This is a genomic window from Micrococcus sp. LASM2_SD2 (genome assembly GCF_057364565.1).
This window is the reverse complement of sequence record NZ_JBNFOB010000048.1, coordinates 1-11,928: the sequence shown is the minus strand read 5'-3', so window position 1 is coordinate 11,928 and position 11,928 is coordinate 1. Positions and strand designations below refer to the sequence as shown.

Below are 11,928 nucleotides of genomic sequence, written 5' to 3'. Positions count from 1 at the left end.
CGCGGCCGGTCGCCGGGGGGGCGGCCGCGGCCCGGGAGGTCACTCGGCCTCGGTGGTCTCCACCGGGCGGGTGCCGAGGCGCTGGTCGATGCGCAGCAGGCCCGAGCCGTCGTCGCCGACCATGCGGAGCTGGCCGATGATCTCCGAGACGGTGGCCTCCTCCTCGATCTGCTCGTCCACGAACCAGTTCAGCAGCGGGCGGGCGTTGAGGTCGCCGGCCGCGTCGGTGGCGCGGTAGAGCTCGCGGATGGCCTCGGAGACCTTCTCCTCATGGGCCAGGGCGGCCTCGAAGATCTGCAGGGCCGTGGCGTCGCGGGGGACCTGCGGGGCGTTGACGGCGCCGATCTCGGCGTAGGCGTCGCGGTCCGTTACGTGGTCGATGAACTTGTTGGCGTGGACGATCTCCTCGTCCGCCTGGTGGCGCAGCCAGGCGGCCATGCCGGTCAGGTCGAGGTTGTCCGCGGCGATCGCCAGCTGGCGGTACACGGTGGAGGCCTCGAGCTCGAGGGTGATCTGGTCGTTGAACTTCTTCAGCAGGTCGTCGGTGAGCTTCATGGTGTCCACCGTAGACGTGCGCGGGCCGCGCCGAAAGGCTGGTGAGGCTCACCTGTCCCGGTGTGGGGCACAGCCTTGCCGGTGTGGGGCATAGACTGAGCGGCCGACCCCCGCCCGCCGTTCAGGAAGAAGGACCCCGTGCCCACCGCCCCCGCCTCCTCCGACGTGCCCCGCGGCCCCGGTGGCCGCCGTGCCCTCGTCGGCCGCCGGGTCTTCCCCAGCCCGGCCGCACGCCGCGTCGTCTATGCGGTGGTGTTCGAGGTGCTCGCGGTCCTCTTCGTGACGGTGCTGCTGACCCTGGTGGGCAAGCAGGCGGACTCCTCCCTGCTGCTGGCGATCGCCAACTCCACCATCGCGCTGCTGTGGAATCTGGCCTTCAACACCCTGTTCGAGCGGTGGGAGCGCCGTTCCGGCGTGACCGGCCGTCCGCTGCGGGTACGCATCTGGCACGCGGTGCTGTTCCAGGCCGGGCTGGTCTGCATGCTCGTGCCGACCGTCGCGCTCATCCTGCAGGTGTCCCTGGCCGAGGCGATCGCCATCGAGGCCGGCCTGCTGGTGTTCTTCTTCCTCTACACGGCGGCGTACGCGTTCGTGTTCGACTCGGTCTTCGGTCTGCCGGACTCCGCCGCCGAGCCGCCGGCCGGCACCTCCACCGCCCACCCGGCCTCCGGTGTGGACGTGCTCACCGGCCCCATCGACCGGGTCTGAGGCCGGTCCAGGTATGCGGCACCGGTCCGGGCCTGCGCCTCTGCTCCGGGCCCGCAGATCCGGCCACACGCAGGCCGAACCCGAGCCGCTCAGCCGTCCAGGCCGAGGAACTCCTTGATGGCCGGCAGCTCCTTGGCGAACTGCTTCCGGCCGAGCTCGTGGGCGGCGGCCAGCTTCGCCACGTTGCGCTCGCCGTTCTGCACGGGCATGTGCTCGGGGGCGAACACGTAGGCGGTGCCGGCCTTCTCCATCTCGAAGAGGCGCTCGCGGGTCTCGTTGTACCGCTTCCAGCGGGTGGTCAGCCCCTCGGCGACGGCCGGGTAGCGGCGGAAGTAGCGGCGGTAGAAGCCGGGGAACCGCTCGGGCCGCTTCACGTAGGAGCGCTCGCGGGTGAGGATCACCAGTTGCTTGCCGTATCCGGCCCGCTCGCCCGGGGTGAGCGGGATGCCGCCGTCCTCGCCGAGGGCGCCGTCCACCCAGGTGGTGCCGGCGAACTTCACGGGCGGCATGAGCACCGGCATGGTGGACGAGGCGCGGACGCGCACCATCAGGTCGTCCAGGGTGTGCACGTCCTCGCGGCCCCACCAGGCGGTCTCGCCGGTCTCGGCGTCGAACCCGCCGATCGCGAAGCGCGTGGGGTTCGCCCGGAACGCGCCGAAGTCGTAGGGCAGGGCCTGCCCGGGGCGGCCGGCGTGCTCGTAGATGTACTCGGCGGCGAAGAGTCCCTGGCCGCGGATCCAGGTGCGCCAGGACCCGAAGCGGGGGTCGTCCGCGAAGTCCACGAAGCAGGCGCGGGCGCGGCGGGCGTCCCGGGCCAGGTAGTTCGCGGTGTTGGACGAGCCGGCGGAGATCCCGGACACGAAGTCGCAGAAGACCCCCTCTTCGATCAGCCCGGCCACCACGGCGGAGGTGAGGGAGGCGCGCATGCCGCCGCCCTCGAAGACGAGGGCGGTGTCCGTGACGTTGACCGGCATGCGCGCGCGGTCCTGTTCGCCCTGGGGAGAGCCGGAGTGAGATGAGGTGTTCCCTGCCACGCCCCCATCCTAGGGTGGACACCATGGCTGACATCACCTTCCGCTCCACCCCCGTCTCCACCGTCGGCGAGCTGCCGGCCGTGGGCTCCGCCGCGCCCGCCTTCGAGCTGGTGGGCCAGGACCTGGCCGCGATCTCCCTGGGGGACCTGGCCGGGAGGACGGTCGTCCTGAACATCTTCCCGTCGATCGACACCGGGGTCTGCGCCACCTCCGTGCGCACCTTCAACCAGCGCGCCGCGGACCTGGAGGACGCCGTGGTCCTCGCGGTCTCCGCGGACCTCCCGTTCGCCGCGGCCCGCTTCTGCGGCGCCGAGGGGATCGAGAACGTGCTGCCGGCCTCCACCTTCCGCTCCGCCTTCGGCGACGACTACGGCGTGCGCATGGCCGACGGTCCGCTCGAGGGCCTGCTTGCCCGCTCCGTGGTGGTCATCGGCCCGGACGGCACCGTGAAGCACACCGAGCTGGTCCCCGAGATCGCCCAGGAGCCCGACTACGAGGCCGCCCTGGCCGCCGCCCGGGCCTGAGCCGTGCCCCGCCGTCCCGAGGACCGCCGCGGCCGTCCGCCGCAGGACCCGTACGCCTACCTGGGGTACGGGTCGTCCGGCCGTGCGGATCGGGAACAGGGGCAGTGGCCCGAGGGGCCCCTGGACGCCTATCGGAGGCACGACGACGGCCGCTCGCCCGGGTGGGGCGGCCCCGCCTCCGCGTGGTGGGGGTCCGAGGGACGCGATCCGTCCGCCCCGCCGCCTCCAGCGGGCGGCGACCCGCGCTTCGGGGGCGGCTCGTTCGGAGCCGGACCGTCCACGGACAGCCCCTACGGCGGCGGACCGTACGGCGACAGTCCCTACGGCGGCGTCCCCTCTGGGTCCGGTCCGTACGGTGATCCCCGGTATGCGATGGGTGATCCCCGGTATGCGATGGGCGGGTACCCGCCTGGGCGCCCGCCGCGGCGCCGGAAGTCCTGCGGGCGCATGCTCATCACCGCCGCCGGCGTGGTCGGCGCGCTGATCCTCGCCGGCGGCGGCGCGACCTTCGCGGTCAGCGAGCTGACGGACCGGATCAAGGACGAACAGCAGCAGTCGCCGCGGCCCGGCGGCGGCGTGACGGAACGCTCCGTCCCCTACGAGGACCGGGACCCCGAGGACTGGGTCCAGGCGCTGACCGAGGTCCATGACGGGGTTGAGGTGGACTGGGACGCCCCGCCCCACCGGGGCCGCGGACTGGACGAGGGCCAGACCGTCATGCAGGCGCCGGGCATCCTGCTCGTGGACACCCAGCTCGCCGGAGCGATGGGGACCGGCACTGGCATCGTGCTGTCCGAGGACGGGTTGGCCGTCACGAACTACCACGTGGTCGAGGACTCCTCCCGGGTGCGCGTCACCGTCTCGGACACCGGCCGGCGATACACCGCCACCGTGCTCGGCCGGGACGCGGAGAACGACATCGCCGTGCTCCAGCTGGAGGACGCCGAAGGGCTCGAGACCGCGAGCCTGGCTGCGCAGGACCCGCGTCCGGGGGACCCGGTGGCGGCGGTCGGCAACGGGCGCGGCCAGGGGTATCTCACGAGCGTGCGGGGCGAGGTGCTCGGCCTCGACCGCTCGATCTACGCCGCGCCCGAGGGCAGCGAAGACTACTCCCGTCTCACCGGCCTGATCCAGACCGACGCGGACGTGGTCCCCGGTTACTCCGGCGGGCCCATGGTGGACGCGGACGGGCAGGTCGTGGCCGTGTCCGTGGCGGCCAGCTCCGGCACCACCTCGAACGAGGTGGACGGCTTCGGGATCCCGCTGGACGTCGCCCTCGGGGTGGTGCAGCAGGTGCTCTCCGGGGAGGAGACGGACACCGTCTCGATCGGCGCGGACGGCGCCCTGGGCATCATGATCTTCCCGGGGGACGACGGTGTCGTGGTCGTCGACGTGGACGCCGGCTCCTCGGCCGACGAGATCGGCCTGCGTCCGGGCGACGTGATCGTGGCAGTGGACGGCCGGTCCGTGGGCACGAGCGCCTCGCGTCTGTCCCGGATGGTCAACGACCGCAACGTGGGGGAGCGGATCACCGTCAAGTGGCGCACCGCGGACGGGACGACCCGCGAGGAGGAGGCCGTCCTCCAGGAGGCCGTGGTCAACTGACGGCCGTGCACCCCAGGCGACCGGCCGTCGTCGGGAAGGCCGCCGGACCGGTCCCGGTGAGCTGCTCCCGTGCGGTGGCCCGCCGGCAGGCTCAGTTGAGCATGTCCAGCGAGACCATCATGGCCACCATGCCGATGAGCATGCCCGCCAGTGCGACCCGGCCGCCGCCGGCCTCGCGGGCCGCGGGGAGAAGCTTGTCCAGGCTGATCACCACCATGATCCCGGCCACCGCGGCGAAGACCAGGGACAGCAGGGCCTCCGTGAGGATCGGGGCGATCAGCAGGTAGCCGACCAGGGCACCGAGCGGCTCCGCGATGCCGGTCAGCGCCGCCCAGCCCAGGGCCTTGCGCCGGGACCCGGTCGCCTGCCGGACGGGCACCGCCACGGCCAGGCCCTCCGGCACGTTGTGGATCGCCATCGCGACGGCCAGGGCGAGGCCGACCTCCGGATCCGAGAGCGTGGCCGCGAACGTGGCGAACCCCTCCGGCAGGTTGTGCAGGCCGATGCCGACGGCGGTCACCAGCCCGAGCCGCAGCATCCGGCGGTCCCTCCGGGTCACCGGTGCGCCGTCCTCGCGCTCGGCCAGCTCCACCCGCTCCGGCAGGAAGCGGTCCAGCAGCAGGAACAAGCCCACGCCGGCCAGGAACCCCAGCAGCATCACCGTGCCCGCCCAGGTGCCGAAGTCGGGGACGAGGCCCTCCGTGGCCCCGGGGAGGACCTCCATGAAGGAGATGGACACCATCACACCGCCGGCCAGGCCGAGACCGAGGGCGAGCCCCGCGGCCCCGGGGTGCGGCCGACGACCGCCAGGACGCCGCCGAGGACCGTCGCAGCCCCGGCGAAGAGCGTCAGGCCGAGCGCGATGAGAACGGGATCCAGGTACGGCATCGGCGCCTCCTCCTGTGCAGGTCGTCGGTCTCTCGGCGGGCCCGGCGGCTGGTCATGGGAGGTGATAGTCCTCACATTTTCGGCCGCCGTGGCCGTTCTCATGACAGCTTCTATCTCTCGCGTGCGCACGAGGCCCGGCACCGCAGGTGTGTTGGGGAGCACTCATGCCCTTGGATAGGCTGGGGATATGCCCGCAACCCTAACGCTCTGCGTGCTTGCGGGAGGCCTTCTGCTCACCCCGGTCGTGGCGCGGCTGCTGCCGCGGGCCACCGGGTGGTTCCTGGCCGCGGTCTACCTCGCGGCCGCCGTCGTCTTCGCCCCGGCGTTGGGCTCCCTCACCGGGACCGGCGCCGAGTACACGTGGACGATGCCGTGGATCCCCGCCTGGGGAGTGGAGCTCTCCCTGCGCACGGACCCCATCGGCGCCCTGTTCACGCTGCTCGCGCTCGTGATCGGCGCGATCGTCCTCGTCTACGCCGCGGCCTACCTGGGGCCCGGCCGGCACCTCGGCTTCTACCTCGGCATGGCGATGTTCACCCTGGCCATGGTCGGCCTGGTGACCACGGACGACGCCGTCGTGCTATTCCTGTGCTGGGAGCTGACCTCACTGGCCTCGTTCCTGCTGATCGCCCGCTCCGGGCGCGCCGCCGAGGCTCCGTCCATGCGCACGCTGCTCATCACCTTCCTCGGCGGGCTCGCGCTGCTGGCCGGCCTGGCGATCGCCTCCGTGACCGCCGGGACCACCCGGATCTCCGAGATCCTGGCCGCGGACGTGTGGGCGGACCGGCCCGGACTGACCTCCCTCGTGGCGGTCCTGTTGGCCGTGGCCGCCATGACCAAGTCCGCGCAGTTCCCGTTCCACTCCTGGCTGCCGGACGCCATGGCCGCCGCCACCCCGGTGTCCGCGTACCTGCACGCCGCGGCCGTGGTGAAGGCCGGCATCTTCCTGCTGCTGCGTTTCTCCCCGCTCTTCCACGCGGTGCCGGCCTGGTCCTTCCTGCTGGTGGTCGCCGGCCTGGCCACCGCTCTGGTGGGCGGCCTGCGGGCGGTCCAGCAGACCGACCTCAAGAAGCTGATGGCCTACTCCACCGTGAGCCAGCTCGGCCTGATCGTGGCGGCGATCGGCACCGGCACCCCCGTGGGCCTGGCCGCGGCCGCGCTGCACACGCTGGCGCATGCCGTGTTCAAGTCCGGCCTGTTCATGTCCGTGGGCGTCATCGACCACGCCGCCGGCACCCGCGACCTGCGGCACATGCCGGCCCTGCGCCGCGAGGCCCCGTTCGCGCTCGTGCTCACGGTGATCGGCGCGCCGCCATGGCGGGCGTCCCGCCGCTGCTCGGCTTCGTGTCCAAGGAGAAGATCCTCACCGCCATGCTGGAGTACGGTGCCGGCGGAGCCGGGGAGGCCGGCCCCGGCCTGGGCCGGACCGGCGGCCCTCGTGGCGGCGGCCCTGGCCTCCGTGCTCACCGTGGCCTACTGCGCCAAGATCGTCGTGGGAGTGTTCTTCGACGGCCCGCGCGAGCAGGCCCCCGAGCCGCTGCACCCGCACGCTCCGTCCGCCCTGCTGGTCGGCTCCACCGCCGTGCCGCTGCTGGCCACCGCCGTGCTCGTCCTCTTCCTGGCCCCGATCAACACGCTGGTGGGCGCCGTGGGCACCGCCGCGGAGGGGGCCGCCGAGGTCCACGACCCGCACCTGGCCCTGTGGCACGGCGTCAACGCCGAGCTCGTCACCACGGTGGTGGTCCTGGCCCTGGGCCTGGGCACCCTGGCCCTGCGCCGCACCCTCTGGCCCGCCCTCGAGGGGCTGCGCCTGCCGGCCTCCGGCGCCGGTGTGGTCGAGGGGGCGCGCTCCGGGCTCGAGCGTGCTGGCTCCTGGCTCATGCTGCGCACCGCCCACGACCACCCGGGCCCGCACGCCGCGGCCATGCTCGTCTTCCTCTCGACCGTCCTGCTCGGCGGCGTGGCCGGCCTCGTCGCAGGCGGCCACCTCCCGCCGGTGGCCGACGGGATCAACCGGCCGATCGACACCGTCCTGCTGGTGTTGCTCGTGATCGCCGTGGCCGCCACGGTCCGCAGCCGCACGCGACTCGGCGCGACCGTCTCCCTGTCCGCCGTGGGCATCCTGATCACGGTCCAGATCCTCTCCCTCGGCGCCCCGGACGTGGCCCTGACCCAGCTGCTCGTCGAGTCCCTGACGGTCATCGTGATCATGCTGGTCCTGCAGCGCCTGCCGAAGACCTGGGGCTCCTCGACCGCGTCCCGCCGCCGTCCCACGCGCCAGCTCGTCCCCGTGCTGGTCGGAGTCGCCACCGGACTGGCCGCCTTCGCCGCGGTGTGGGCCCTCAACGGGCGCCGCGAGCGCTCGGAGCTGGGCACGTACCTGCTGGAGGAGACCTATCCGCTGACCCACGGGCTCAACGTGGTGAACGTGATCCTCGTGGAGTTCCGTGCGCTCGACACCCTGGGCGAGCTCACCGTGCTCGGCATGGCCGGCGTGGCCATCGTGGCCATACTCTCCACGGTCCGCTCGGCGCGGCTGGACCCGTCCACCCGGGCGATGTCCGTGGTGGAGGCGAAGACCTTCGACTCCGGCGAGCCGGTCCTCGGCTCGGCCACCGCCCGACGGGCGATCCTGGACCCCTGGGCCAACACCGCGCAGCTGCAGCTGATGCTCCGGGTCATCCTCGTGATCATGCTCGGCGTCTCCGCCCTGCTGTTCTGGCGCGGCCACAACGAGCCGGGCGGCGGCTTCAACGCCGCGCTCGTCGGCTCGGCCGTGGTGGGCCTGATGTACCTGTCCACCTCCAAGGACCGGCAGATCGGGCCGCCCCGCATGCCGGTGTACTTCATCGGCGGCGGCGTCATGCTCGCCACCGCCACCGGCCTGTGGAACATGGCAGCCACCGGCACCTACATGGAGCCGCAGCACGTAGAGGTCCTGGGGCAGCACCTCTCCACCGCGATGGTCTTCGACGCCGGCGTGTACCTCGCCGTCATTGGCCTCATCCTCGTCGCCGTGAACGTCCTGGGCGTCGCCCGCTCGGCGAAGCCGGGCGCGGAGGGCATGCGCGAGCGCCTCGATGAGACGGTGGAGGGCGAGCTCTCCGGACCCATGGACACGGTCCACGGCGAGCGCCCGGACGAGATCCCGCCGACCACGTCCTCGATGCACGTGGTGAGCCCGCGCTCGCAGTACATCTCCTCGGGCACCCGACCGCCGGAATGGGGGCATGACGCATGATGATCCTGGCTCTGACCGTGGGCTTGCTGATCGGCACCGGCGCCTGGATGGTGCTGCAGCGCGAGATGGTGCGTGCCATCTTCGGGCTGACGCTGATCTCCCACGGCGTGAACCTGCTGCTGCTCACCTCCGGTGTGCCCGCCTGGCGACAGGAGCCCCTGACGAAGGGGGCGGACATCGGCCAGATGGCCGACGCCCTGCCCCAGGCGTTCGTCCTCACGGCGATCGTGATCTCCATGGCCTCGTCGATCCTGATGCTGGCCCTGGCCGTGATCGGCCGTGACGACGACCAGACCGTGCCGCCCGAGACCGGAGAGGACCACTGATGGCCGTCGCCGAACTCCTTCCGCTCTTCGCCGCGGTCCCGCTGCTCGGCGCGGGCCTGTCCGTGGTGACCCGCTCGCGCGTGCTCGACGCCGTGCTCTCCGTCGGCGTGCCGCTGGCCTCGATGGTCGCCGCGATCGCGCTGCTGGTGCACCACCAGGGCCACCCGGCCATGGCCGTGAGCGTGGGCGCGTTCGCCCCGGGCGTCGCGATCCCGTTCGTCTCGGACACCCTGTCCGCGCTGATGATCGCGGTGACCTCGCTGTCCACCGCGGTGGCGGCCTGGTTCCTGATCCTCACCCGCGAGTACCGCTACCGCTTCGTGCCCGCGTTGACCCTCATGACGTCGGCCGGCGTCAACGGCGCCCTGCTGACCGGCGACCTCTTCAACCTCTTCGTATTCGTCGAGGTCATGCTGCTGCCGTCCTACGCGCTGCTGGCCGTGACCGGCTCCTGGCGGCGCCTGGGCATCGGGCGCATGTTCGTGATCGTCAACCTGGTCACCTCGGCCATCCTGGTCTCCGGCGTGGGCCTCGTCTATGCCTCGGCCGGAGCCGTGAACCTGGCCGTTCTCCAGGGGGCGGCCGCCGAGGACCCACGGGTGGCCCTGGGCGTGTCCGTGGTGCTGGTGGCGCTGCTCATCAAGGCCGGCGTGGTCCCCGCCTACGGCTGGCTGCCGCGCGCCTACCCGGGCACCTCCGCCGGCATGATGGCCCTCTTCGCCGGCCTGTACACCAAGGTCGCCGTCTACGCGGTGCTGCGCATCGTCTACGTGGCCTTCGCGCCCCAGCACGCCCCCTACGACCTCGCCACGCATCCGCTCACCTGGGTGCTCGGCGTGCTCGTGGTCGCCACCATGCTGGTCGGCGCCCTGGGCTCGCTCGGCGAGACCCGCATGCGCGGCGTCCTGGCGTTCCAGATGACCGCGGGCGTGGGCCACATCCTCATCGGCGTGGTCCTGGCCTTCCCGGCCGCGGTCGTGGCCGGCGTCTTCTACCTGGTCCACCACGTCATCACGATGTCCGGCCTGCTCACCCTCACCGGATCCCTGGAGCTCACCTACGGCCAGTCGCGCATCGACCGTCTGGGTGGCCTCGTGCGGCGCGAACCGGCGATCGCGGTGGGCGTGGCCGTCGGCCTGCTCTCCCTGGCCGGCCTGCCGCCGACCTCCGGACTCTGGGGCAAGTGGGGCCTGATCACCGCCACCGCCGAGGGCGGAGAGCACGGTCAGGCCGTGTGGGGCTGGGTCATGATGGCCGCCGTGCTGGCGGCCTCCGTGGCTACGCTCATGGCCCTGCAGCGGCTGTGGACCGGTGCCTTCGGCGGCGACGAACTGACCCACATGCGCCCGGACGTCGTCACCGGTGGCCGGGGCCCGGACGTGGTCCTGCCGGACGGTGTCCGCGTGGCCCGTCGCCTGACCGCCCCCGGCCTGCTGATGATCGGGCTGTCCGTGGCGCTGTTCGTCGGCGCCGGGGCCCTGATGCCGATCGTCGAGCAGGGCGTCGCCGGCCTCTTCGACCCGACCGACTACGTGAAGGCGGTGCTCCCGTGACCGACACCCGTCAGACCCGCCCGCCGCAGGGGGGCAGGCGGTGGTGCTTCCACCTCGGCCATGCCGTCGCCTATGTGCTGTGGCTGGTGAAGGAGGTCATCGCCGGCTCGCTCCGCGTCGCCCGCAAGGCCCTCACCCCGGGCACGTTCGCCACTGCCTCGATCGTCCGCTACGACCTGCGCTGCGAGCGTGACCTCGAGGTGACGTGGATGGCCAGCTCCATCACCATCACCCCCGGCACCCTCGTGGTGGGCACGGCGCACGGCACCGCCACGGAGCCGGTGACCCTGTACGTCCACTGCGTCTTCGACCAGGACCGCGAGGAGATCGTCGCGGGACTGCGTGAGATGGAGGACCGCCTGCTGCGCATGCTGCGCGGCCCGCACTGGGAGGAGGCCGCATGAGCATCGACGCCTTGATCACCGTCGCCGTCGTCGCCACCGTGGCGGTGCTGGCCCTCGCATTCGGCCTCGGCGTGCTGCGCATCCTGCGTGCCCAGTCCAACGCCGAGCGCGCCGTGGTCGGCGACCTCGTCTACTTCGCCGCGATCGGCATGCTGACCTCGGCCGGCCTGGTCTTCCACTCGGCCGTGGTCCAGGACGTCGCCCTGCTCGCGGCGTTCCTCGGCATCCTCGCGACCGTCGCCCTGAGCCGCATCCTGACCCGAGGGGAGCGCTGAGCCATGATCGTCCTCGCCGTGATCGGAGCCCTGTGCATGGTGGGCGGCGCCGTCCTGGTGCTGCTCTCCGCCGTGTCCATGCAGCGTGCCCGGGACGGGCTGCAGATGATGAACGTCTTCAGCCCCGCCACGGGCATGGGGCTGCCCCTCGTCTCCTTCGGCGTGTTCCTGTGCCTGACCGCCCGGGACGGGTTCTCCCTCTGGTCCCTGGTCCTGTTCCTGCTGACGGCGACCTCGCTGGTCATCGTGTCCTCCCTGGCCTCCAACGTGCTCGCCCGCGGCATCTACCGCTCCGGCGCCCACGTGGACGAGGCCACCGTCCCCCAGGACCTGGCCGAGGACCCGGGGCCCGGCCCCCGCTGAGTGCCTGCAGCCCGCGAAACCTGAGCGAACGATGCGTCCCGTCTCCGGCTTCCCGCTGCCGCCGCAGACCGAACCCGGGCGCGCGGCCGTCGTCGGCTCCGGACCCAACGGGCTGACCGCCGCCGCCCTGCTGGCGCGGCAGGGCTGGGAGGTGGACCTGTACGAGGCGCCGAGCGACCCGGTGGGGCCTGTGCCTCGGCCCCCGTGCTGGGGGAGGGGACCGTGGTGGACCTCGGGGCGGCCGGGCATCCCCTCGGCGCCGTCAGTCCGGCCTTCGCCGAACTCGACCTGGCCTCCCACGGGCTCGAGTGGCTCCACCCGTCGTTCCCCATGGCACACCCGCTGCCCGGCCAGGACGCGGTCCTGCTCCATCGGGACCCGGCCGCCACGGCGGCCGAGCTGGGCGACGACGGCCGCGCCTGGCTGGCATGGCACCGTCCCGTGCTCGACGA

Annotated in this window: 13 protein-coding genes and 2 pseudogenes; 11 read left to right on the top strand and 4 right to left on the bottom strand. The window is 72.6% G+C overall.

Annotated features, from left to right (window positions below; genetic code table 11):
• Positions 1 to 39: 39 nt before the first annotated feature.
• Positions 40 to 555, bottom strand: a complete 516-nt coding sequence (locus AC2W7A_RS04490; protein WP_485990307.1) for a ferritin — start codon at positions 553 to 555, stop codon at positions 40 to 42.
• A gap of 138 nt (positions 556 to 693) precedes the next feature.
• On the opposite strand from AC2W7A_RS04490, the gene AC2W7A_RS04485 reads away from it, so the two are divergent.
• Positions 694 to 1,263 (top strand): PACE efflux transporter, encoded by a 570-nt coding sequence (locus AC2W7A_RS04485; RefSeq protein ID WP_485990306.1) that lies wholly within the window; start codon positions 694 to 696, stop codon positions 1,261 to 1,263.
• 89 nt (positions 1,264 to 1,352) lie between these two features.
• Here AC2W7A_RS04485 and AC2W7A_RS04480 read toward each other — a convergent pair whose 3' ends face one another.
• Positions 1,353 to 2,237: a patatin-like phospholipase family protein gene (locus AC2W7A_RS04480; protein ID WP_485990309.1), complete on the bottom strand. Its 885-nt coding sequence runs from the start codon at positions 2,235 to 2,237 to the stop codon at positions 1,353 to 1,355.
• Positions 2,238 to 2,320: 83 nt separating this feature from the next.
• Here AC2W7A_RS04480 and tpx point away from each other — a divergent pair, with 83 nt between their 5' ends.
• Together tpx and AC2W7A_RS04470 are read left to right on the top strand one after the other, a co-directional pair.
• Positions 2,321 to 2,821, top strand: a complete 501-nt coding sequence (tpx, locus tag AC2W7A_RS04475; protein WP_485990305.1) for a thiol peroxidase — start codon at positions 2,321 to 2,323, stop codon at positions 2,819 to 2,821.
• A 447-nt stretch (positions 2,822 to 3,268) separates the two neighbouring features.
• Positions 3,269 to 4,426 (top strand): S1C family serine protease, encoded by a 1,158-nt coding sequence (locus AC2W7A_RS04470; protein ID WP_485990304.1) that lies wholly within the window; start codon positions 3,269 to 3,271, stop codon positions 4,424 to 4,426.
• A 91-nt stretch (positions 4,427 to 4,517) separates the two neighbouring features.
• Here AC2W7A_RS04470 and AC2W7A_RS04465 read toward each other — a convergent pair whose 3' ends face one another.
• Both AC2W7A_RS04465 and AC2W7A_RS04460 read right to left on the bottom strand, forming a co-directional pair.
• The gene (locus AC2W7A_RS04465; protein ID WP_485990303.1) at positions 4,518 to 5,168 is read right to left on the bottom strand and encodes a ZIP family metal transporter; all 651 of its coding nucleotides are present in this window, start codon (positions 5,166 to 5,168) and stop codon (positions 4,518 to 4,520) included.
• Complete coding sequence (locus tag AC2W7A_RS04460) at positions 5,168 to 5,314, bottom strand: hypothetical protein (protein WP_485990302.1); 147 nt, start codon at positions 5,312 to 5,314, stop codon at positions 5,168 to 5,170. Before AC2W7A_RS04460 ends, AC2W7A_RS04465 begins: the two co-directional genes overlap by 1 nt.
• A 187-nt stretch (positions 5,315 to 5,501) precedes the next feature.
• On the opposite strand from AC2W7A_RS04460, the gene mbhE reads away from it, so the two are divergent.
• From mbhE to AC2W7A_RS04420, 8 genes and pseudogenes are all read left to right on the top strand, one after another.
• On the top strand, positions 5,502 to 8,555 hold the full coding sequence (mbhE, locus tag AC2W7A_RS04455; RefSeq protein ID WP_485990301.1) for a hydrogen gas-evolving membrane-bound hydrogenase subunit E: 3,054 nt from the start codon (positions 5,502 to 5,504) through the stop codon (positions 8,553 to 8,555).
• A complete protein-coding gene (locus AC2W7A_RS04450) occupies positions 8,555 to 8,881 on the top strand; it encodes a sodium:proton antiporter (RefSeq protein WP_485990308.1) in 327 nt (108 codons plus the stop codon). The genes mbhE and AC2W7A_RS04450 overlap by 1 nt, the downstream gene beginning before the upstream one ends.
• Positions 8,881 to 10,434, top strand: coding sequence for a monovalent cation/H+ antiporter subunit D family protein (locus tag AC2W7A_RS04445; protein WP_485990300.1), 1,554 nt, complete (start codon positions 8,881 to 8,883; stop codon positions 10,432 to 10,434). Before AC2W7A_RS04450 ends, AC2W7A_RS04445 begins: the two co-directional genes overlap by 1 nt.
• Entirely contained in the window at positions 10,431 to 10,838 is a 408-nt protein-coding gene (locus tag AC2W7A_RS04440) for a Na+/H+ antiporter subunit E (RefSeq protein ID WP_485990299.1), read from the top strand. The genes AC2W7A_RS04445 and AC2W7A_RS04440 overlap by 4 nt, the downstream gene beginning before the upstream one ends.
• Entirely contained in the window at positions 10,835 to 11,113 is a 279-nt protein-coding gene (locus AC2W7A_RS04435) for a monovalent cation/H+ antiporter complex subunit F (RefSeq protein WP_485990298.1), read from the top strand. The genes AC2W7A_RS04440 and AC2W7A_RS04435 overlap by 4 nt, the downstream gene beginning before the upstream one ends.
• Before the next feature lie 3 nt (positions 11,114 to 11,116).
• Positions 11,117 to 11,476, top strand: coding sequence for a cation:proton antiporter (locus AC2W7A_RS04430; protein ID WP_485990297.1), 360 nt, complete (start codon positions 11,117 to 11,119; stop codon positions 11,474 to 11,476).
• A 31-nt stretch (positions 11,477 to 11,507) separates the two neighbouring features.
• Positions 11,508 to 11,615: pseudogene (locus AC2W7A_RS04425) on the top strand (hypothetical protein); the annotation flags it as partial.
• An 83-nt stretch (positions 11,616 to 11,698) separates the two neighbouring features.
• Positions 11,699 to 11,928 (top strand): annotated as a pseudogene (locus AC2W7A_RS04420) (FAD-dependent oxidoreductase); the annotation flags it as partial.